This window comes from Rhodococcus sp. IEGM 1307, from assembly GCF_030056915.1.
Classification (GTDB): domain Bacteria; phylum Actinomycetota; class Actinomycetes; order Mycobacteriales; family Mycobacteriaceae; genus Rhodococcus_F; species Rhodococcus_F opacus_D.
Genome location: NZ_JASHKW010000022.1, coordinates 78,944 through 100,733 on the forward strand (window position 1 = coordinate 78,944; position 21,790 = coordinate 100,733).

Sequence of the window (21,790 nt, forward strand, 5' to 3'; positions counted from 1 at the left end):
GACGTTGCGGTCACCGACCGCAGCACCGCCGCAACACCGGTTTTCTACCTTTGGGTCTCCCACACAACGAGGAGGCCCGGGTGAAGAAGCACTACATCGAGCACTGGGATGCGGAAGACGTCGACGCCTGGGAGGCGGGCGGCAAGGACATCGCCAAGCGGAACCTGATCTGGTCGGTAGTCGCTGAGCACGTCGGCTTCTCCGTCTGGTCGATCTGGTCCGTCATGGTCCTGTTCATGCCGACCGACATCTACGGCATCGACGCGGCGGGCAAGTTCTTCCTCGTCGCGGTCCCGACCCTCGTCGGCTCGATTCTGCGGATCCCGTACACGGTGGCGACGGCCCGCTTCGGCGGCCGCAACTGGACCGTCTTCAGCGCCCTCGTCCTGCTCGTGCCGACGCTGTTCACGCTGTACCTGATGATGAACCCCGGCGCGTCGTACACGACGTTCATCCTCGTGGCCGCCCTCGCCGGCGTCGGCGGCGGCAACTTCGCCTCGTCGATGACCAACATCAACGCGTTCTACCCGCAGCGCCTCAAGGGCTGGGCGCTCGGCCTCAACGCAGGCGGCGGCAACATCGGCGTCCCGATGATCCAGGTGATCGGCCTGCTCGTGATCGCCACCCTGGGTAACACGGAGCCGTGGATCGTCTGCGCCGTCTACCTGGTCTTCATCGCCGTCGCCGCGGTCGGCGCCGCCCTGTTCATGGACAACCTCGGCAACCAGAAGTCCGATCTCCGGTCGATGGCCAAGGCGCTGAAGTTCTCCGACTCGTGGGTCATCAGCTTCCTCTACATCGGCACGTTCGGCTCGTTCATCGGCTTCAGCTTCGCGTTCGGCCAGGTGCTGCAGATCAACTTCCTCGCCGGCGGCGCCACCCCCGCCGCGGCCGCGCTGCACGCCGCCCAGATCGCCTTCATCGGACCGCTGCTCGGCTCCATCGCGCGGCCGATGGGCGGCAAGCTCGCCGACCGCATCGGCGGCGGCAAGATCACGCTGTACACGTTCGTCGCCATGGCGCTCGCCGCCGCAGTGCTGGTCACCGCGGGGACCATCGACGACGGCACGCCCGGCGCGGCCACGGCCGGAGTGCTGGTGGCGTTCGTGTTCGGCTTCATCACCCTCATCCTGCTGGCGGGCATCGGCAACGGCTCGGTCTACAAGATGATTCCGTCGATCTTCGAGGCCAAGGCGCAGGGACTCGAGGGATTGAGCCGGGACGCCAAGGCGGCGTGGTCGCGGGCGATGTCCGGCGCGCTCATCGGGTTCGCAGGCGCCATCGGTGGCCTCGGCGGCGTCGGCATCAACCTGGTGCTGCGCGCGTCCTACGGGGGCACCGCGAAGTCGGCGACCATGGCGTTCTGGGTGTTCCTCGCCTTCTACATCGCCTGCATCTTCGTCACCTGGTTCGTCTTCCTGCGCCGCCCGTCCGTCACCCGTGGGCTCACCGTCTCCGGCGACGACGAAAAGGTGTCGGTCTCGGCGTGACCTCACGCAGTACCGCATGAACTCGAGTAATTCAGCTAGAAGGAGCGACGGCATGAGCCGCAAGTCAGCAGTGGTCATCGGACACGGAATGGTCGGACATCGATTCGTCGAGGCGTTGCGTGCGCGCGACGAGTCGGACGACTGGTCGGTGACGGTGCTCTGCGAGGAGCCCCTCCCCGCGTACGACCGGGTGGGACTGTCCTCCTACGTGGGGGCGTGGGACCCCAAGGAGCTTGCGCTCGCGGGCAACGACTACCCGGACGACGCTCTCGTCGATCTCCGGATCGGCCGCCGGGCCGCGACCATCGATCGGGAGTCCCGCAAGGTCACCACCGATTCGGGCGAGGTCGTCGCGTACGACGCTCTCGTGATGGCCACCGGTTCGTACCCGTTCGTGCCGCCGATCCCCGGGCACGACCGGCCGGAGTGCTTCGTCTACCGCACGCTCGACGACCTCGACGGCATCCGGAAGCGGGCCGACGCGGCCGGTCCCGGCGCCGTCGGTGTCGTCGTCGGCGGTGGTCTGCTCGGACTCGAGGCCGCGAACGCCCTCAAATTGATGGGCATGACACCGCACGTCGTCGAGTTCGCACCCCGGCTGATGCCCCTGCAGGTGGACGAGGGCGGTGGAGCGCTGCTCGCCAACCTGGTCACCGACCTGGGTCTCACCGTCCACACGGGTGTCGGCACCGCAGGCATCACCGAGGGTCCGGACGGGATCAGCGTCGAACTGTCCGACGGTTCGGTGATCGAGGCCGCGCTGCTGGTGTTCTCCGCGGGTGTGCGGCCGCAGGACCAGCTGGCCCGCGACGCCGGACTCGAGGTCGGCGAGCGGGGCGGGATTATCACGGACCTCGGCTGCCGCACGTCGGACGAGAACATCTACGCGGTCGGCGAGTGCGCCGCGGTGGAGGGACGGTGCTACGGCCTCGTCGCACCCGGCTACACCACCGCGGAGATCGTCGCGGACCGGTTGCTCGGCGGGGCGGCGGAGTTCCCGGGCGCCGACCTGTCCACCAAGCTCAAGCTGATGGGTGTGGACGTCGCCAGCTTCGGCGACGCGCACGCTCAGACCCCCGGCGCCCTGGAGGTGGTCCTCAGCGACGCCGCCAAGGGCACCTACGCCAAGCTGGTGGTGTCCGACGACGCGAAGACGCTGCTCGGCGGCATCCTCGTCGGCGACGCGTCCGCATACGCGTCGCTGCGCCCGCTCGTCGGCCGTGAACTGCCGGGCGATCCGGCCTCGCTCATCTCGCCGGCGGGGGAGAAGCCCGGCGCCGGCTCCCTGCCCGACGACGCCGAGGTGTGCTCCTGCAACGGCGTCACCAAGGGTTCCATCTGCGGGGCCATCGCCGACGGTGCCTGCGACATCGCGCAGGTCAAGAGCTGCACCAACGCCGGAACGACGTGCGGCGGCTGCCTGCCGACGATCAAGCAGCTCCTCGCGTCGTCCGGCGTGGTGATGTCCAAGGCGCTGTGCGAGCACTTCGAGCAGTCCCGCGCCGAACTGTTCGAGATCGTGCAGGCCACCGACACGCGCACGTTCTCCGCGCTCATCTCGAAGTACGGGAAGGGGTCGGGCTGCGACATCTGCAAGCCCGTCGTCGCATCGATCCTGGCGTCCACCGACTCGGATCACATCCTGCACCGCAACCAGGCGGGCCTGCAGGACACGAACGACCACTTCCTCGCCAACATCCAGAAGAACGGCACCTACTCGGTGGTGCCGCGGATGCCCGGCGGCGAATGCACGCCCGAACAGCTCATCGTCATCGGCGAGGTGGCCCGCGACTTCGGCCTCTACACCAAGGTCACCGGCGGTCAGCGCATCGACCTGTTCGGCGCCCGCGTCGAACAGCTGCCCGCGATCTGGAAGCGACTCGTCGACGCGGGCATGGAGTCCGGTCAGGCCTACGGCAAGTCGCTGCGCACCGTGAAGAGCTGCGTCGGATCCACCTGGTGCCGGTACGGCGTGCAGGACTCCGTCGGCATGGCGGTCGACCTGGAGAACCGGTACCGGGGCCTGCGGTCCCCGCACAAGCTCAAGTTCGGTGTCTCGGGTTGCGCCCGCGAATGCGCCGAGGCACGCGGCAAGGACGTCGGCGTCATCGCCACCGAGAACGGCTGGAACCTGTACGTCGGCGGCAACGGCGGCCAGTCCCCGAAGCACGCCCAGCTGCTCGCCGGTGGGCTCGACGACGAGACCCTGGTCCGCTACATCGACCGGTACCTCATGTTCTACATCCGCACCGCGGATCGTCTTCAGCGCACCGCGCCGTGGGTCGACTCCCTCGAAGGCGGGCTCGACCACCTCAAGGCCGTGGTGTGCGAGGACAGCCTGGGCATCGCCGCCGACCTCGAGGCGGCCATGGCCAAGCACGTTCTGGGATACAAGGACGAGTGGGCGGGCGTGCTCGAGGACCCGGAGAAGCTGTCGCGGTTCGTGTCGTTCGTCAATGCGCCCGAGGAAGCCGATCCGACCGTCTCGTTCGACGACACGGGCGTCCGAAAGGTCCCCGTGTTGATGGGAATGCCGAAATTCGCAGCTTCTACACCGGAGTAATCCCCGCTTAACGCTGCGGAAACACCGACCCCGAACGATGTATCCAAGCACGGATACACACCAGCCCGAAGGAGGACTGTGATGACCGTCGTCGACATGAACGTGCACAGTGCCAGTGGAATCAGGCGTGAAAGCGTCCAGTCAGGCCGTCTCGAATGGACGTCCGCGTGCCCGCTCAGCCAGCTGATTCCCGGTCTCGGGGTGGCGGTACTGCTGCGAGGCGGGGAGCAGGTGGCACTGTTCCTGCTCGAGGACGGAACGCTGCGCGCCGTGGGCAACATCGACCCGTTCGGGCGCGCGGCCGTGATGTCCCGCGGCCTCGTTGGTGACCGGGCCGGCGAGCCCACCGTGGCGTCGCCGCTGCTCAAGCAGGTGTTCTCGCTGGTCGACGGTCGCTGCCTCGACGACGAGTCGGTGTGGTTGCCCGTGTACGACGTGCGGGTGTGGGCCGGCGTCGTCCAGGTTCACAGCACGAACGCGTGAACGACGACACGCCGCTGTGCGGATTCACGATCGGAATCACGGCGTCCCGGCGTGCGGAAGAATTCGCCACGCTGCTGACGCGGCGCGGTGCCACCGTGGTGCACGCCCCGGCCATCCGCATCATCCCGCTGGCCGACGACACGGAACTCGAGCGCGTCACGCGCCAGATCATCGACAACCCGCCGGAGATCGTCGTCGCGACGACGGGGATCGGCTTCCGCGGCTGGATGGAGGCCGCGGACGGCTGGGGCGAAGCGGAGGAGCTGGGCCGCGCACTGGCGTCGAGCCGCCTGCTGGCCCGCGGACCCAAGGCGAAGGGCGCGATCCGGGCCGCGGACCTGCGGGAAGAGTGGTCACCCGCCTCGGAGTCGTCGGCCGAGGTGCTCGATCACCTGCTCGGTGAGGGCGTCGAAGGCAAGCGCATCGCGGTCCAGCTGCACGGTGCCACCACGGAATGGGAGCCCGTCGCGGACTTCTGCGAGGTGCTCCGCTGCGCGGGCGCCGACGTGATCGCCGTCCCCGTCTACCGGTGGACACCGCTCGAGGACCAGGCCCCGATGGACCGGATGATCGAACTGATCGCCTCCGGCGGCCTCGACGCGGTCAGCTTCACCAGCGCACCGGCGGTCGCCTCGCTGCTGACCCGCGCCAAGGAGACCGGAATGATCGAGATGGTGCTGCACTCGTTCCGGCACCGAGTCCTCGCGGCCTGTGTGGGGCCGGTGACCGCGGGACCGCTGCGCGAACTCGAGGTGCCGACGACGACGCCGGCGCGCTCGCGGCTGGGTGCCCTCGCGCGGCACATCGCCGACGAACTTCCGAGGCGGGCGAACAAGATCCAGACCGCCGGACACGAACTGAGCATCCGCGGCGGCTGCGTCGTCGTCGACGGCGAGGTGCGGCAGCTGCCCCCCGCCGCGATGTCGCTGTTGCGCACGCTCGGCGCCCGGCCCGGCCGGGTCGTACCCCGGGACGAACTGCTCGCGGCGCTGCCCGGTGGTGGTGGCGACACCCACGCCGTGGAGACGGCCGTGGCGAGGCTGCGGGCGTCCCTGGGCGCACCGAAAGCCGTCCAGACGGTGGTCAAGCGGGGATACCGCCTCGCTCTCGACCCCGTCGACTGCGTCGATTCACGTGAGGAGGGACAGCAATGAACGAGACAGCACTGGTACTGGTGGCACACGGCACGCGGAGTCCCCGGGGCGTGGAGATGATCGCCGCGCTCGCCGACGCCGTCGCCGAGCAGGTCGGACCCACCCGGGTGTCCTTCGTGGACGTTCTCGGGCCCTCACCGGCCGAGGTGCTCCGCGACATCACCGGGCCCGCCGTCGTGGTCCCGGCGTTCCTCGCGTCCGGCTACCACGTCCACACCGATGTTCCGCGGGAAGTCGCGGACAGTGGTCACCCCTCGGTGGCCGTGACCCGGGCGCTGGGACCGGACCCCGTTCTCGCGGAGGTCCTGCTGCGGCGCCTCGTCGACGCGGGCTGGCGGCCCGGCGACGCGGTCGTGCTCGCCGCGGCCGGCTCGTCCGACCCGCGGGCCCTGCGCGACGTCCGGCGCGCCGCGGCGTTGCTGTCGGAGCTCGTCGCGTCGCGGGTCCGGATCGGCTACGTGGCGACAGCGCAGCCGCGCGTCCCCGACGTGGTGGCCGGATTGCGTGCGAGCGGCGAGAAGCGCGTGTTCGTCGCGTCGTATCTCCTGGCCCACGGACTGTTCCACGCGCGCCTCGCCGATGCCGGTGCGGACGGAGTGGCCGAGCCGCTCGGTGTCGATCCGGCCCTCGTCGACCTCGTGGCGGAGCGCTACCGCAGCGGAATTCCGGCCGCGCTGCACACCCTGTCGTTCCAGCGCTGACCCGTCAGCGCGGTAGCGGCACCAGCTCGGCCAGCTCACCGTCGGCCGCGCCCGCCGGTACCAGCGCCAGCGCTTCGCGGTCGATCAGGCCCGCGAGATGCGCGGTGCGGATGCCGGGGTCGACGCGCCACGTGCCATCCGGTTGCGGGACCGCGGGCAGGATCCGGGTGGCGTCGCCACTGACCTCGGACGCATTCGCAATACGCACCAGCTGACGCGGTGCCGGGGTGCGGCCCGTGAGTGCGGCCGCGATGGACGGAACCGTGGTCAGGAGCGTCACGACCGCGGCGTACGGATTCCCGGGCAACCCGAGCACCACCCGCCCGTCGGGCAGCAGCGCGGTCACCTGCGAACCGCCCGGGCGGCACCGCACCCGCCCCACCACGGTCCGGGCCTCCGCCCGGTCGAGCGCCGCACGCAACTGGTCGGCCGCGCCGCCGCCGGTGGCCCCGACGATCACGATCAGATCCGGCTGGCGGACTTCCCGGAACAGTTCGTCGAAGCTGTCGGACGTGTCGCGCAGGTGGGCGTCCGCGACCGTCCGGATGCCGCACCACGAGAGGAACTGGGGGAGAACGGGTCCCAGCGCATCCCGCGTCTGCCCGTGTCGCAGCGGACCGTCCCGCCGGATCTCGTCCCCCGTCACCACCACGTGCGCGCGGACTGGTCCGCGGACCCCCGCGGTGGTCACCTCCGCGCTCGCGGCGGCGGAGACGAGGGCGGGCGTGACGGTCGTGCCCTCCGCCGCGAGCCGGTACCCCTCGTGCCAGTCCTCGCCACGCCGCCGCGCGTCGTCGCGCACGGGGGCGTCCTCCCGGCGGGACAGTCGCGGCCCCACGGAGGTGTCTGTCGCCACGGCGAATTCGTCCCGCACGACGGCGGTGGCGCCACTGGGGAGGTGCGCACCCGTCGCGATCCGGGCCGCCTCGCCCTCCGCCAGCTCGAGTTCCTCGGAGCTCCCCGCGTACCGGATGTCGTCGCGCAGCACCCACGGACCGTCGCCTGCGACGGCGTATCCGTCCATGGCGGAGACGGCGATGCGCGGGAGAGCTTCGGCGGCGAGCAGCGGCTCGGCGAGGGTGGCGCCGAGCGCCGTGCCGAGCGCCGCGGACCGCGGCTGGAGCGGGGGGACAGCAGTCAGGATCGCCTCCCGGGCCTCGGCGATCGTGACGGGCGCCGCCGCGGCCCTGCTCCGGGCCCGCTCGACGTCCTCCGATGTGTCGCAATCGGTGACGCCGCGGAACAGAACCGTCGCGAACGCGTCCGGAACGAGCGCCTTCATCGGCTGATTGACCGCCGACCCGAGCGCGCGCACGCCGTCGGTCAACGCACCGACACGCCACGCGGACAACAGGAACTGCAGGCGGCCCGACTCGTCGACCGCGAACACGGTGTCGGCGTCCTGCACGGCGGCGGCGAGGGCCTCCACCATCGTGGGCTCCGCGAACGGCAGGTCCGACGCGAGCAGAATCACCCGGTCGTCCGGTTCGGCGTCGAGCACGGCGAGTCCGGCGGCCACCCCCGCGACCGGCCCGGCGCCCGGTGGCGTCTCCTGCGTCTGGAGCACCGTCGAATCGAGGTCGGCGCGCCGAGGTCCCACGACGACGATGCGCTCACAGTCGTCGACGGCGTCGAGGGCGGTGTCGAGCATCCGGCGTCCGCCGACCACCACGGCCGGCTTGTCGACGCCGCCCATCCGAGTGGCTCGTCCACCGGCGAGGACGATCGCGTGAACGGGTGCGGCAGAGTTCATTCCCTCATGCTGCCGCACATCCTCAGTCGCTGTGCAGGTGGCTGCGCGGAGGTCCGGCGAGCCCGGACCGTCCGCCGCGCGCCGTGCTGACGCAGAGCCAGGCCACCGACGCCAGGCTGAGGGCCAAGAGGATTCCAATTACCAGCATGTATCGATTGTCGGGGCAAAGTGGACCGCGAATTCCAGTCCTCTGTGGGAAAGTGGCCTATATGAGTGTCGAACCAGTCCGAAGCGTCTCGGCGACCGAGTTGGCGGTGCTGCTCGGTGCGGCGCCCACCGGCGGGCAACCGCTGTACCGCGGGCTCGCCGACGCCCTCCGCGAGAGAGTGGCGGACGGGTCGATGGCCGTGGGAGTCCGGCTGCCCGCCGAACGGGCCCTCGCGGAGGAGCTCCGGCTCAGCCGGGTGACGGTCAGTGCCGCGTATCGCGAACTCCGCGAGTCCGGTTGGGCGTCGGCGCGACACGGATCGGGAACCTTCGTGGCGATGCCGTCGGGACCGCCGGCGTGGGGAAGCATGGTGGGCGCGCCGGTGGACGGTGTCATCGACCTCGTCAATGCCGCGCCGGCGGCGGCCCCCGAACTCAGGGAGGCCTACCTGGACGCCGTCGACGAGTTGCCCCGCTTCATGTCCCAGCACGGATACCACCCCGGCGGACTGACGACGCTCCGGGCGGCGATAGCAGGCCACTACACCCGCAGGGGTCGCCCGACCACCCCGGATCAGATCCTCGTCACGGGTGGCGCAGGTGATGCCACCGAAGTGGTCTTCGAGGCTCTGGTCGAGGCGGGCGACCGCGTCCTGGTCGAACACCCGACCTATCCCGGGGCGGTCGAGTCCGTGCAGGCGGCCGGCGGCCGACCCGTTCCGGTGGCGATCGATGCGACCGACCCGGACGCGTTCGTCGCCGAGGTCGACCGGGCCGCGCGGCAGAGCGCCCCGACGGTGGCGTACCTGATGCCGGACTTCTCCAATCCCTCGGGAGCCAGGGCGACCCCCGAGGGCAGGCGGCGACTGGCCGCGACCCTGGCGCGCCACGGCGTGGTGACCGTCGTGGACGAGGTGGCGGCGGAACTCGTGCTGGACGGTTCGGACGACCACGAGCCGTTCGGCGTCCCGGTCCCGGAATCGGCGGCTGTGGCGATCGGCAGCCTCAGCAAAACCGTGTGGGGAGGTATCCGCATCGGCTGGGTGCGTGCCGAGGCCGCCCGCACCGCACAGATGGCCAAGATCATGGCACGCAGGCAATTGTCGGTCTCGGTGCTGGATCAGCTTGCGGCCGTCCGCTTGTTCGCCCGGCACGACCGTCTGGTCGCGCAGCGGCGCCGGGACCTCCGGGTGCAGCGGGACGCGCTCGCGGCGGCTGTCGACGATCGGTTGCCCGGGTGGAACTACGTGCTGCCCGCCGGGGGGCTGTCCCTGTGGTGCGCGCTCCCGGCCGGAACGAGTTCGACGGAACTCGTCGCCGCGGCCCGGTCGAGGGGCTTGCTCCTGGCTCCCGGGCCCCGGTTCGGTACCGGCCATCTGTTCGACGACCACCAGCGGTTGCCCTTCACGCGGCCGGTGTCCGAGCTGACCGCAGCCGTGAATATCCTTGCCACCCTGGTCGTGTCCGGCGACGCGTCGATGTCCGCGGCGCCGACGCTCGTCGTGTGACGCGCGGGTGTCCGGCGTGAAAGTACCTGTGAATCGAAGTATCGGTCAGAGACCAGTTCGGTACCGGGAAAGGGGCTGATCTTTATCGACGCTCTGGCATAGTGATGCCGTCGACCGCTCGCTGAATTGGGGTATGTCATGGGCTCGTTGTTCCGCAGATCCTTCGGCGCCGCTGTACTCGGCTCGGTCCTCGCGCTGACTGCCGCCCTCGTGGGCGCAGGCACCTCCTCGGCGCAACCACCGTTGCCGTTGCCCCCCTTGCTGTCCGCACCCGCTGCCGACGCGATCTTCCCCGTCGCCGACCCCGACCCCTTCTACCTCCAGCCCGCGGACGTCGCCGACCATGCACCGGGCGAGGTCCTGAAGATCCGGCAGCTGCCGCCGTCGTACTACTTCCCCGGCAGCGCGATGTGGGAGCTGCTGTTCCGGACCACCGACTCCGAGGGCAAGCCGATCGCGGCGAACACCACGTACGTGCTGCCCCCGAACCACGTCCCGGACGGACCGCTGGTGTCGTACCAGCACATCATCAATTCGCTGGGCAACAAGTGCAAGATCGTCACCGAGCTCTACACCACCGACCCCCTGCACCAGATCCGCGAGGCTGCGGGACTCAACATCGCACTCGCGCGCGGGTGGGCAGTGGCGCTGCCCGACCATCTCGGACCGAGGATGGCGTACGGCGCAGCGAAGCTCGGTGGCCAGATCACCCTCGATGGCATCCGCGCCGTGCAACGGGTCCCGGAACTGCAGGTGCAGAACAGCAAGGTCGGACTGGGCGGATACTCCGGCGGCGGCATGGCCACGGCCTGGGCGGCGGCGCTGGCGCCGAGCTACGCCCCCGAACTGAACATCGTCGGCGCCGCCGAGGGCGGAACCCCGATGAACCTGGTGAAGATGGCGGAGGCACTCGGCACCAACCCGCACCCCGCGTTCGGTCTCGCGATGGCCGCCGCACTGGGCCTGGAACGCGAATACCCGGACCGCATCGACGTCAGCGGCCAGCTCAACGATCAGGGCCGCTGGATGAAGCAGATGATCGGCAACGGATGCACCAACGAGATCATGCTGTTCGGACTCGGGCGCAGCGCGTCACAGATGACCGACAACAAGAACTTCATGGACGATCCGGAAGCGTGGAAGGTGATGGAGGAGAACAGTCTGGAGCTGTATGCGGGCGTGCCCACCACGCCGATCTTCGAATGGCACAGCCCGACGGACGCACTGATCCCGGTCGATTCGATCGACACCACCCTGCGGCGGTACTGCGACGCGGGCACACCGGTGCAGACGCTGCTCACTCCGACCCCCGACCACCTGTCGGCGGCGGCGCTGGGACTGCCGCAGGGGCTGGACTGGATGGACGCCCGGTTCCGCGGTGATCCCGCGCCGAGCACCTGCTGAGGCGGGCGGGACGTCAGCCGGACCGATCGAACCGGTGCCGGGCCGCCGCGAGATCCACGCGGCCGTCCCGGATGGGAACACCCTCGAGTTCGAGCTTCGCGATCTGCCGGTGCGCGAGGTGCGGCGCCGGTCGTCCCGACGCGCCCAGCACCCGGTGCCAGGGGAGGTCGGCGGAGTCGGTGCGCATGATCCAGCCGACCGTCCGCGCACTGGACAGCCCTGCCGCCGAGGCGATGTCGCCGTACGTGGCCACCCGGCCGGGTGGAATCGACGCGACCAGCGCGCGGACCGCCTCGACCTGTTCCTCCGTCGTCGCGACCATCAGAGGAGTGTGCGGACGAGCTCGGCGACCTCGTCGGGCCGGGCCTGCGGCACCATGTGATCGCAGTCGAGGTCGACGGCGGTGAGGTTGTCGCCCAGATGGTCGGTGAGAGCCTTGCGGAACTCGGGTGTGACGTACGGCGGCTGCACCTTCGACGCCTGCACGAGGACGGTCGGCAGGTGCGCGGGCGGCAGGACGGCCTCGCGTGCGAGCTCGCCCCAGGCCGTGACGACGGCGGGGGTGGACAGCCGCCAGTTGACCCGGCCGTTCGCCAGCGGCACCAGGTGTTCGGCGATCTCGTTCTCGAGGACGTCGCGGGCCACTTCGCCCCACGAGCCGTGCACCTTCTCGGACCGGGCCTCCGCGACGTCGGTGTAGTCGGGGGAGGAGATGGTGAGATCCGCCACCGATTGCATCAGCTCGGCATCGAGCCCGATCGCGGGATCGAGCAGCACGAGTCCCCGGACGCGGTCGGGGACGGCCCGCGACAGGTGCAGTGCCAGGGCGCACCCGAACGAGTGACCCACGACCAGCACGGGTCCCCGGGCGTGTGCGTCGAGCGTGTCGACGAGACTCCTGACGTGGGCCTCGAGATTCCACGGCGGCGACCACGTGGAGCGGCCGTGGCCGAGCAGGTCGGGGGAGATCCAGCGGGCGTCCGGCAGGTGGTCGGTGGCCAGCGCCTCCCACCGTCTGCCGTGACCGGTGAGTCCGTGCAGGGCGAGGATCTCCGTGCCGTCCTCGGCGCCGAACAGGTACGTATTCAGTGCTGACACGTGACCCATGATGCCGGATCGGGTCGCCGCACGGGATGTCGGACCGCTCTGGTGGAATGCCATCCATGACGGAATCGGCGGTGCGCACCAGGACGTCGGTTCCCCGTGCCCGGCTCGTGCACCGCCAGAACCCGGTCCGCGAGGCCCGGGTGTGGGACGACGCCACGCAGCGGGTCCTCACCGCAACGCCCCTCGGCCTGGGCTGGAATCCCTGGCAGGTGCTCGGCGGCCCGGGAACGGGCAAGACGTCGCTTCTCGTCGACGTCGCGGTGGACCGGATCGCCGGCGGCGAGGACCCGGAGTCGGTGCTCGTCCTGACGCAGTCGAAGCGAGCGGCGGGGCGGGTGCGCGAAGCGGTCACCGCCGCCCTCATCGGCCACGACGAACATCACGGCCCCCGCGCCACGCGCGAACCGCTCGTCCGCACCGTCCACTCCTACGCCTTCGCGGTGCTGAGACTGCAGGCCGCCGCCCACGGAAATCCACCCCCGCGGCTCATCACCGGCGCCGAACAGGACGCGGTGCTGCGCGAGATGCTGCACGGCGACATCGCGGACGGCGGCGAGATGTGGCCCGAACGTCTGCGTCCCGCACTGGCGCTGGGCGGCTTCGCCGTCGAACTACGCGACCTCATGCTGCGCTCGAGCGAGCGCGGTCTCGGCCCGGAAGACCTGATCAAGCTGGGCCAGCGGCACTCCCGTCCCGAGTGGGTGGCGGCGGGGATGTTCGCCGCCCGGTACGAGCACGGCATGCTGCTGCGCGGAGCCGTCGGTGTCGAGGCCCCCGAGGCCACGGCGCCCGCACTCGACGCCGCCGAACTCATCGGCGCGGCCCTCACCGCGTTCGCCACCGACCCCGACCTGCTGCGCACCGAGCGGGCCCGGGTGCGGCACCTGCTCGTCGACGACGCCCAGCACCTCGATCCGCAGGCCGCGGAACTCGTCCGGCTCCTCGGCACCGGTACCCGCACCACGGTCGTCGCCGGCGACCCGGACCAGTCGATCTACGGCTTTCGCGGAGCCGACCCGACATTCCTCGCCGAGCTGGCCGACAAGGGCGATCCCCGGCAGGTGTTGCTGCCGGTCAACTTTCGCAGTTCGGCGGAGGTCGCGACCACGGCGGCCCGGATCACGTCCCGGCTACCAGGACACCTGCCGCATCGGATCTGGAGCCCCGCGCAGGACGGTGGCCGGACGTCGGTCCGGGTGCTGAGCACGGCGGCGAAAGAGGCCGCGCTCATCGCCGACACCCTGCGTCGCGCCCACCTCCTCGACGGGGTGCCGTGGTCGGAGATGGCGGTGATCGTGCGCTCGGTTCCACGGGCCCTGGCGCCGCTGCGCCGCGCCCTGCTGGGTGCGGGTGTGCCCGTCACCACCGCGGCGTCCGAGCTGCCGCTGGCCCGTCAGCACGGGGTGTCGGGACTGATGCTGGTGCTGCGGGCCCTGTCGGGTCAGGAATTCACGGGCGAGGACGCGCTCGCCCTGCTCGCCGGCCCGGTCGGCGGCGCAGAACCCGTGGCGCTCCGGCGTCTTCGCCGTGGTCTGCGGCGCGCCGAGCTGGCGTCCGGCGGCGACCGCGACTCGGCGGAGCTCCTCCGTCTCGTGCTGGTGGGCGAGACCGACAGCACCCGCAGGGTCACGGCCAAGCTGACCGACGTCGAAGCGGCATCCCTGAACCGGGTGCTGTCCGTGCTGCGCAAGGCGAAGGTTCCCCTGGACCGCGGGCGCGGCATCGAGGACGTGCTGTGGGCGGCATGGCAGGCCACCGGACTCGAACGCCGCTGGTCGGCGGCCTCCGCCCGCGGGGGTCCGATCGGTGCCCAGGCCGACCGCGACCTCGACGCCGTGGTCGCCCTGTTCGACGCCGCGGCGAGTTACGTCGACCGCCTCCCGCGCGCACAGCTCGCCGGGTTCGTCGACTACCTCACCGGGCAGGCCATTCCCACCACACGGAACGTCTCCGCAGTCCCGGTCGACGCCGTCTCGGTGCTCAGCGCCCACTCGGCTGCCGGCCGCGAATGGGACGTCGTCGCGGTCGCCGGTGTGCAGGAAGGGCTGTGGCCCAGTCTGCGGGCCCGCGGAAGTCTGCTCGGCACCGAGGCGCTGATCGATCTGACCGCCGGAGTGTCCGACGGCAGCGAGACGGCCGCCGACCGGATGTCGCGCACCGCACCGCTCCTGGCCGAGGAACGCAGGCTGTTCCTGGTGGCGTGCAGCCGGGCGCGGCGGAGTCTGCTCGTCACCGCGGTCGACTCGGCCAGCGGCGACGCCGACCTCGTCCACTCCCGTTTCGTCGACGAACTGCTCGCCGGAGACCAGGATTCGGACGTCGAGGAGGCGGTCGTGCAGGCGGAGGATCCCGCGACCCGGGTCCTCGCTCTCCCCGCCCTGGTCGCCGAATTGCGCAGCGTGGTCTGCGATCCGGACGTAGCGGAATCCGACCCCGCCCGGCAGGAACGCGCGGCGCGCCAACTCGCCCGGCTCGCCGACGCCGGAGTGCGCGGTGCACACCCGGACCAGTGGTACGGCACCGCCGCGCCGAGCACCGGCGTGGCGTTGTGGAACGAGGAGGACGGCCCGGTGTCGCTGTCGCCGTCCACCATCGACCTGCTCAACACGTGCCCGCTGCGGTGGCTGCTCGAACGCCACGGCGGGACGGACGGCGACAACACTCACGCCATCGCCGGAACGCTCGTGCACACGCTGGTGCAGGCGCTCGCCGGGCGGATACCGCCCGATCAGGTGGCACGCGCGCTCGAGACTGCCTGGGAGTCGATCGATCTGGGGTCACAGTGGTACTCGCGGCGCGAACTCGACCGCACCCGGGACATGCTCGCCACGTTCACCGCCTGGCTCGGTAACACCCGGTCCGAACTCACCGAGGTCGGTGTCGAGGTGGCAGTCGACGGCGTCCTGGAACCGCGGGAAGAGGGTTCCCCGACGATCCGGCTGCGGGGGCGGATCGATCGGCTCGAGCGTGATGCCGAGGGCAGGCCCGTCATCGTCGACGTGAAGACCGCCCGCTCACCCGTCACCAAGGACGACGCCCAGCAGCACGCCCAGCTGGCGGCGTACCAGGTGGCGGCGGCGGTCGGCGCGATCGACGGGGAGCCGGCGTCGAAACCCGGTGGGGCGCGGCTGGTCTTCGTCGCCAAACCGCACAAAAAGGAAGGCGCGACCCAGCGGGTGCAGGCACCGCTGGAGGACGAGGACCTCGAGGTGTGGCTCGCGGTCATCCACGCGGCAGCGGCGGCCACCAAGGGGCCGGAGTTCCTCGCCCGCGTCAACGACGGTTGCCGGCACTGCCCGGTGCGCACGAGTTGCCCCGCGCACGACGAGGGACGGCAGGTGACGTCGGAATGACGATCCGTATCGACCCGGTGGAACTCGCCGTCGGCCTGGGGCAGCATCCACCGACACCGGAGCAGGCTGCCGTCATCGCGGCCCCCCTAGGCCCGACTCTCGTCGTCGCGGGGGCAGGCGCGGGCAAAACCGAGACGATGGCGGCCCGCGTCGTGTGGCTGGTGGCCAACGGTGTCGTTGACCCCGAGGCGGTGCTGGGGCTGACGTTCACCCGGAAGGCGGCGCAGCAGCTGACCGCCCGGATCAGGAAACGCCTTGCCCGGCTGGCGGGTTCGGACCTGCTCCGCAGGGTCGACCCGGGCGGCGACCTGCGGTCGCGGATCCTCGCGGGCGAACCGGAAGTCAGCACCTACCACTCCTACGCCGGGCGACTGCTGTCCGAGCACGGGCTCCTGCTGCCCATCGAACCCTCGGCGACGCTCCTGTCGGAGACGGAACTGTGGCAGCTGGCGCACCGGGTGGTCAGCTCGTGGGACGGCGACCTCGACACCGACCGGAATCCGGCGTCCGTCACCGAAGCCGTGCTCGCGCTGTCCGGGCAACTGGCCGAGCATCTCGTCGAACCGGACGATCTGCGGGAGGCCCACACCGAGCTCGACAAGCTCGTCCACACCCTGCCCGCCGGACCGCGGCAGCGCGGCGGCCCCGGAAAGGCACTGCTCGACATCCTCGACACCCAGCACCGGCGGGTGGAACTCCTTCCACTGGTGCACCGTCTCGCGGACACTCTGCGCCGGGAAGGTGCGCTCGACTTCGGCAGCCAGATGTCGCTGGCGGCACGGGTCGCCGCGGACCATCCCGAGGTGGGACTCGCCGAGCGCACCCGCTTCCGGGTGGTGCTGCTCGACGAGTACCAGGACACGGGACACTCGCAGCGGGTGCTGCTGTCGTCCCTGTTCGGCGGTGGCCTCGACGGCGAACTCGCGCTCACCGCGGTGGGCGACCCCATGCAGTCCATCTACGGCTGGCGTGGTGCCTCGGCGGCCAACCTGCCCCGCTTCGCGACGGATTTCCCGCTGGCGAACGGAGATCCGGCGCCGACCCTGGAACTGCTCACGAGCTGGCGTAACCCGCCGGAGGCCCTGGCGCTGGCCAACATGGCTTCGGCGTCCCTGCGCGAGCGGGGCGTGTCGGTCAGCACGCTGCGGGCACGACCACAGGCCGTCCCGGGTGATGTGCGGCTGGCCCTCACCGGTGACGTCGTGCAGGAGCGCGAATGGGTGGCCGACCGCATCGCCGAACAGTACGCGGACGCCACGAGCCGGGGCGAGGATCCGCCGACCGCCGCGGTGCTGATCCGCCGCAACGCGGACGCCGCACCGATCGCGGAGGTCCTGCGTTCCCGGGGGCTGCCGGTCGAAGTGGTCGGGCTCGGCGGACTGCTCCACACCCCCGAGGTGGCCGACGTGATCGCGATGCTCCGGGTGGTCGCCGACCCGATGGCGGGCAGTGCCGCCGTGCGGATGCTGACCGGGGCGAGATGGCAGATCGGGGCCGCCGACCTGACGGCGCTGTCGCGGCGAGCATCCGAACTGGCCATCGGAACCGGCTACGGCACCACCGGCGCCGTCACCGATTCGTCCGCTCTGGCCGACGCCGTCGGCCAGGCGTTGCCCGGTGAACACGCGGAGCAGGCCGGGCTGGCGGACGCCCTCGCGGATCCCGGCCCCGCCGAACGCTATTCGCAGGTCGGCTTCGCCCGGATCACCGCCGTCGCGGCGGAGTTGGCGTCTCTGCGTGAGCGGATCGGGCAGCCACTCACCGAGCTGGTGGCCGAGGTGGAACGGGCTCTGGGTATCGGCATCGAGGCGCAGGCCCGGACGCGTCGGTCGGCGCGGGGCAGTGCCGGCCGTGAACATCTCGACGCCTTCGCCGACGTCGTCGCCGGGTACGCGAGCCGCACGTCGGCCACCGTCACCGGACTGCTCGCGTTCCTGTCGGCCGCCGAATCGGTCGAAAAAGGTTTGGCGCCGGGCGAAGTCGAGGTGGACCCGCACCGCGTCCAGGTGCTGACGGTGCACTCCGCGAAGGGGCTGGAGTGGGAAGTGGTGGCGGTACCGCACCTCACGGCGGGCGTCTTTCCGTCGCGGACGGCGTCCGGGTCCTGGCTCGGTGCCGTCGGTGAACTGCCGCCGTCGTTGCGCGGAGACCGTGCGCGGCCGGGGGAGTCGGCCGACGGCGTGCCCGTTCTCGAGCTCGAGAACCTGTACGACCGGAAAGACCTCGAGGAGGCCGTGAAGGCGCACAAGGCGGCGCTGGCGTCGCGCAAACTCGACGAGGACCGCCGGCTGTTCTACGTCGCACTCACCCGCACCGAACGGGTGCTGTTCGCGTCGGGTCACCACTGGGCAGAATCCGGAACCGAGCCCAAGGGTCCGTCGGAGTTCCTCACCGAACTGCGCGACACGGTGACCGACGAGGAGCACGAGGGAATCGGGATCGTCGACATCTGGGCGCCCGCACCCGAACCCGACGAGCAGAACCCGCTGACGAGTACCCCCAAGTCGGCTGTGTGGCCGCGGGATCCGCTCGGGCTCCGCCGGGAGTCGGTCGAGCGGGGCGCGGCGCTGGTCGTCGCGGCGCTGACGAGTGCCGGCGAGCCGGCACCGGCAGGCGAGGACGACGATCCCGAGAACTGGGCAGCCGACGTCGACGCGCTTCTCGCGGAGCGGGAGGCGCGGGCGAACGCGCGCACCGAGGTGGTGTTGCCCGGTCAGTTGTCGGTGAGCCAGCTCGTCGAGTTGGAAGCCGACCCGGACGCCCTGGCCGCCCGGCTGCGGCGTCCGCTGCCGTTCCCGCCGAATCCGCTCGCGCGGCGCGGTACCGCGTTTCACGCCTGGGTGGAGCGCCGCTTCGGGGCCACCCGGCTGCTCGACCTCGACGAGCTGCCCGGTGCCGCCGACACGGATGCGGGCCCCGACACCGACCTCGCGACCCTGCAGGATGCGTTTCTGCGCTCGTCCTGGGCGGACCGCAACCCGACCGAGGTCGAGGTGCCGTTCGAGACTTCGGTGGCGGGCACGGTGCTGCGCGGCCGGATCGACGCGGTGTTCACCGACCCCGACGGCGGGTGGACGGTGATCGACTGGAAGACCGGCGCCGAGCCGAGCGCGGCCAACGAGAAGGCCGTCGTGATGCAGCTGGCCGCGTACCGGCTGGCGTGGGCCGAACTGATGGACGTTCCGATCGAGCGGGTTCGCGCCGCGTTCCACTACGTGCGGACAGGGCGGACGATCGCGCCGGACCACCTGCCCGACGCCGACGCGCTTGCCCGTCTGCTCCGTTCCGCCGGTTCTCCCGACGAGGAGATCAGGCCTGACGTCGAGCCTTCAGCGACTCGGTGACCAACGGGATCTGCAGCGGAAGACGCAGCAGCACACCGGCTTTCTGCGCATTCGTCGTCTTGGAGCTCTTCAGCCAGTCCACTGCCATGTTGACGTTGGCGGGGAAGACGGCGACGAACAGGAGAGCAGCGAGGACGCCACCGAGCCTGCGGGTTCGCGGCACGGCGAGCGCGGTGCCGATGGCGAGCTCGGTGACCCCCGACACGTACGTGTAGGTGCGGGCCTCGCCCGGAAGTTGGGTGGGGATCGTGGAGTCGAAGAACTTGGGGGCGACGAAGTGCATCGTGCCGGCGCCGAGCAGCAGCGCGGCAAGGCGGAGTGCGGGCTTCTGGCTCGGTCGTGGTGTGTGGCTCTCTCGTTGCATGACGTCAGCTTGCCCGAACCACTCGGTTCGCGACAACGAGGCTCCGACGTGTCACCGACGGGGCAATCGGGGTTAGGCTGCCAGCCGATGTCGGAGTTCAGTGCAACGTGGGGACGAACATATGGCCGGTAGGCTGCGTGAGAGATTGACCAGGTCGGACACCCTGACCGACCGGCCTGACTTCGCGTTGGTGGGGGTGCTCCGGATTCCGGAGCTGCAGACCAGTCCGGCGCGGGCGATCTACCGCCGCGTGGGTATCGCCCTGGCGGCGTTGATGTTGGCGGTTCTCATCGTCTACATCGACCGGGCGGGCTACCGCGACGCGCAGGACAACGAATTGTCGCTGCTCGACTGCATCTACTACGCGACGGTGTCGTTGTCCACGACGGGCTACGGCGACATCACGCCGTTCACCCCGTCCGCGAGGCTCGTCAACGTTCTCCTGATCACGCCTCTTCGAATCTTCTTCCTCATCGTCCTCGTCGGTACGACTCTCTCCGCGCTCACGCAGAGCTCCCGGCAGGCGTTCAAAATCCAGCGTTGGAGGCAGCACGTGCGCAATCACACCGTGGTGATCGGCTACGGAACCAAGGGACGCACCGCGATCGACGCGATGCTCGGCGACGACGTTCCGCCGTCGGAGATCGTGGTGGTCGACACCGATCACGCGGTGCTCGACTCGGCGGCCAGCAAGGGGCTCGTCACGGTCCACGGGTCCGCCACCAAATCGGACGTGCTGCGGTTGGCGGGCGCGCAGAACGCGTCGGCGATCATCGTCGCGGCCAACCGTGACGACACCGCGGTGCTGGTGACGCTGACGGCGCGCGAGATCGCACCGAAGGCGAAGATCGTCGCGGCGATCCGCGAATCCGAGAACACGCATCTGCTCCGGCAGTCCGGCGCCGATTCGGTCGTCGTGTCCTCCGAGACCGCGGGCCGGCTCCTCGGCATCGCCACGAAGACGCCGAGCGTCGTCGAGATGATGGAGGACCTCCTGACTCCGGAGGCCGGTTTCGCGATCGCGGAGCGCCCCGTGGAGCGGGACGAGATCGGCGGCTCCCCGCGTCACCTCGCGGACATCGTGCTCGGCGTGGTGCGGGACGGGCGGCTGATCCGGGTCGGCTCACCGGAGGTCGATTCGATCGAGGAGAACGACCGACTGCTGTACATCCGTCGGGTCGCCAACTGACCGGCAGTAGTGTCGACGGCGTGACTGAATTCCGGCTGAACGACACCCCGCTCCTGTCCCGCTCCGCCGTCGGGCGGGCCGAGGAATTGCGTTCGGACACGGACGCGCTGCGAGCGGGCTGGCGGGATGCACTGCTGCTGCGCGTCAATCACCGCGGACAGGTGCGGGTAGGGGACGACGGCCTCGTCTTCGCGGAGGCCACCGAACTCGGCCCCGAACCGCAACGCGGGGCGGTCTTCCTCGGCATCCGCAAGGACCGGCACGTGTGGGCGGTGCGGGTGCAGGCGCTGACCGGCGAACTGGCGGATCTCCGGATGCTGGGCGGGACGCTGGACGACGCGGACGCCGGCGTACTCACCGGGGCCCTCGCGATGCTCAACTGGCACGACAGCGCGGGCTTCAGCGCGCTCGACGGCGCGCCGTCCGAGCCGACGACGTCGGGGTGGTCGCGGATCTCGACGAGCACCGGGCACGAAGAATTTCCCCGCACCGATCCGGCGGTCATCTGCCTCGTGCACGACGGCGGAGACCGCGTCCTGCTAGCCCGGCAGCCCACGTGGCCGGCGCGGCGGTTCTCGATCCTGGCCGGATTCGTCGAGGCCGGTGAGTCGCTGGAGACGTGCGTGGTCCGGGAGATCAAGGAAGAAGTGGGTGTCGACGTCCGTGACGTGCGTTACCTGGGCAGCCAGCCGTGGCCGTTTCCCCGTTCGGTGATGATCGGGTTCGCGGCCGTCGGCGATCCCGACGCCCCGCTGACGTTCGCGGACGGCGAGATCGCCGAGGCCCGGTGGTTCACTCGGGACGAGGTGCGCACGGCACTCGAACTCGGCGACTGGGCGTCGGACACCGACGCCCCGCTGCTGCTCCCGGGCTCGATTTCCATCGCTCGCGGAATCATCGAGTCCTGGGCGGGAGCAGCGACGGAGTCCTAGACGCCGAGGAGCTTCTTGACCTGCGCCAACGACGGGTTGGTCGCGGTGCTGCCGTCGGCGAACTTGACGGTGGGGACGACGTGGTTGCCGCCGTTGACGCTGCCGACGAACTCCGCCGACGCCGGGTCGTCCTCGATGTCGATCTCCATGTAGCCGATGCCGGATTCGTCCAGCTGCGTCTTCAGGCGCCGGCAGTAGCCGCACCAGGTGGTGGAGTAGATGGTCAGGGCCGGGGTGTCGGTAGCAGTCACGGCGGATATAACACCACGACTCCGTCGTGTGTTCCCACTGCGGTGTT

At 70.6% G+C, this 21,790-nt stretch carries 17 protein-coding genes; 11 read left to right on the forward strand and 6 right to left on the reverse strand.

Features of this window, described 5'->3' with window-relative positions:
- The first annotated feature begins 80 nt into the window (after nt 1-80).
- The 5 genes from QM841_RS33415 (at nt 81) to QM841_RS33435 (ending at nt 6,391) form a co-directional block, all read left to right on the forward strand.
- Entirely contained in the window at nt 81-1,490 is a 1,410-nt protein-coding gene (locus QM841_RS33415) for an MFS transporter (protein WP_283335227.1), read from the forward strand.
- Between the two features lie 52 nt (nt 1,491-1,542).
- Nucleotides 1,543-4,053 (forward strand): nitrite reductase large subunit NirB, encoded by a 2,511-nt coding sequence (gene nirB / locus QM841_RS33420; protein ID WP_280781653.1) that lies wholly within the window; start codon nt 1,543-1,545, stop codon nt 4,051-4,053.
- Between the two features lie 81 nt (nt 4,054-4,134).
- On the forward strand, nt 4,135-4,536 hold the full coding sequence (nirD, locus tag QM841_RS33425; protein WP_283335228.1) for a nitrite reductase small subunit NirD: 402 nt from the start codon (nt 4,135-4,137) through the stop codon (nt 4,534-4,536).
- Nucleotides 4,533-5,690: a uroporphyrinogen-III synthase gene (locus tag QM841_RS33430; RefSeq protein WP_283335229.1), complete on the forward strand. Its 1,158-nt coding sequence runs from the start codon at nt 4,533-4,535 to the stop codon at nt 5,688-5,690. The genes nirD and QM841_RS33430 overlap by 4 nt, the downstream gene beginning before the upstream one ends.
- A complete protein-coding gene (locus tag QM841_RS33435; RefSeq protein WP_283335230.1) occupies nt 5,687-6,391 on the forward strand; it encodes a sirohydrochlorin chelatase in 705 nt (234 codons plus the stop codon). The genes QM841_RS33430 and QM841_RS33435 overlap by 4 nt, the downstream gene beginning before the upstream one ends.
- Nucleotides 6,392-6,395: 4 nt before the next feature.
- Here the strand turns inward: QM841_RS33435 and QM841_RS33440 are convergent, their stop codons facing one another.
- Both QM841_RS33440 and QM841_RS33445 read right to left on the reverse strand, forming a co-directional pair.
- Nucleotides 6,396-8,144, reverse strand: coding sequence for an NTP transferase domain-containing protein (locus QM841_RS33440; protein WP_283335231.1), 1,749 nt, complete (start codon nt 8,142-8,144; stop codon nt 6,396-6,398).
- A gap of 22 nt (nt 8,145-8,166) precedes the next feature.
- Nucleotides 8,167-8,292: a hypothetical protein gene (locus tag QM841_RS33445; RefSeq protein ID WP_274542819.1), complete on the reverse strand. Its 126-nt coding sequence runs from the start codon at nt 8,290-8,292 to the stop codon at nt 8,167-8,169.
- Nucleotides 8,293-8,353: 61 nt separating this feature from the next.
- On the opposite strand from QM841_RS33445, the gene yczR reads away from it, so the two are divergent.
- Nucleotides 8,354-9,799 carry a MocR-like transcription factor YczR gene (gene yczR, locus QM841_RS33450; protein ID WP_283335233.1) on the forward strand — a complete coding sequence of 482 codons (1,446 nt, stop codon included), beginning with the start codon at nt 8,354-8,356 and terminating at the stop codon, nt 9,797-9,799.
- Between the two features lie 138 nt (nt 9,800-9,937).
- Nucleotides 9,938-11,203, forward strand: a complete 1,266-nt coding sequence (locus QM841_RS33455; protein ID WP_283335234.1) for a lipase family protein — start codon at nt 9,938-9,940, stop codon at nt 11,201-11,203.
- Nucleotides 11,204-11,216: 13 nt separating this feature from the next.
- On the opposite strand, the gene QM841_RS33460 is transcribed toward QM841_RS33455, so the two are convergent.
- Together QM841_RS33460 and QM841_RS33465 are read right to left on the reverse strand one after the other, a co-directional pair.
- Nucleotides 11,217-11,525 carry an MGMT family protein gene (locus tag QM841_RS33460; RefSeq protein ID WP_009479577.1) on the reverse strand — a complete coding sequence of 103 codons (309 nt, stop codon included), beginning with the start codon at nt 11,523-11,525 and terminating at the stop codon, nt 11,217-11,219.
- Nucleotides 11,525-12,310 (reverse strand): alpha/beta fold hydrolase, encoded by a 786-nt coding sequence (locus tag QM841_RS33465; RefSeq protein WP_283335274.1) that lies wholly within the window; start codon nt 12,308-12,310, stop codon nt 11,525-11,527. The genes QM841_RS33460 and QM841_RS33465 overlap by 1 nt, the downstream gene beginning before the upstream one ends.
- Before the next feature lie 56 nt (nt 12,311-12,366).
- On the opposite strand from QM841_RS33465, the gene QM841_RS33470 reads away from it, so the two are divergent.
- Both QM841_RS33470 and QM841_RS33475 read left to right on the forward strand, forming a co-directional pair.
- Entirely contained in the window at nt 12,367-15,663 is a 3,297-nt protein-coding gene (locus tag QM841_RS33470; RefSeq protein ID WP_283335235.1) for an ATP-dependent helicase, read from the forward strand.
- Nucleotides 15,660-19,007 (forward strand): ATP-dependent helicase, encoded by a 3,348-nt coding sequence (locus QM841_RS33475; RefSeq protein ID WP_283335236.1) that lies wholly within the window; start codon nt 15,660-15,662, stop codon nt 19,005-19,007. The genes QM841_RS33470 and QM841_RS33475 overlap by 4 nt, the downstream gene beginning before the upstream one ends.
- On the opposite strand, the gene QM841_RS33480 is transcribed toward QM841_RS33475, so the two are convergent.
- Nucleotides 18,973-19,371, reverse strand: coding sequence for a DoxX family protein (locus tag QM841_RS33480; protein ID WP_283335238.1), 399 nt, complete (start codon nt 19,369-19,371; stop codon nt 18,973-18,975). The genes QM841_RS33475 and QM841_RS33480 overlap by 35 nt on opposite strands.
- 121 nt (nt 19,372-19,492) lie before the next feature.
- On the opposite strand from QM841_RS33480, the gene QM841_RS33485 reads away from it, so the two are divergent.
- Both QM841_RS33485 and nudC read left to right on the forward strand, forming a co-directional pair.
- Entirely contained in the window at nt 19,493-20,560 is a 1,068-nt protein-coding gene (locus QM841_RS33485; RefSeq protein WP_009479578.1) for a potassium channel family protein, read from the forward strand.
- A gap of 20 nt (nt 20,561-20,580) precedes the next feature.
- Entirely contained in the window at nt 20,581-21,492 is a 912-nt protein-coding gene (gene nudC, locus QM841_RS33490) for an NAD(+) diphosphatase (protein WP_283335239.1), read from the forward strand.
- Here the strand turns inward: nudC and QM841_RS33495 are convergent.
- On the reverse strand, nt 21,489-21,743 hold the full coding sequence (locus QM841_RS33495; protein ID WP_105413134.1) for a mycoredoxin: 255 nt from the start codon (nt 21,741-21,743) through the stop codon (nt 21,489-21,491). The genes nudC and QM841_RS33495 overlap by 4 nt on opposite strands.
- Nucleotides 21,744-21,790 lie beyond the last annotated feature (47 nt).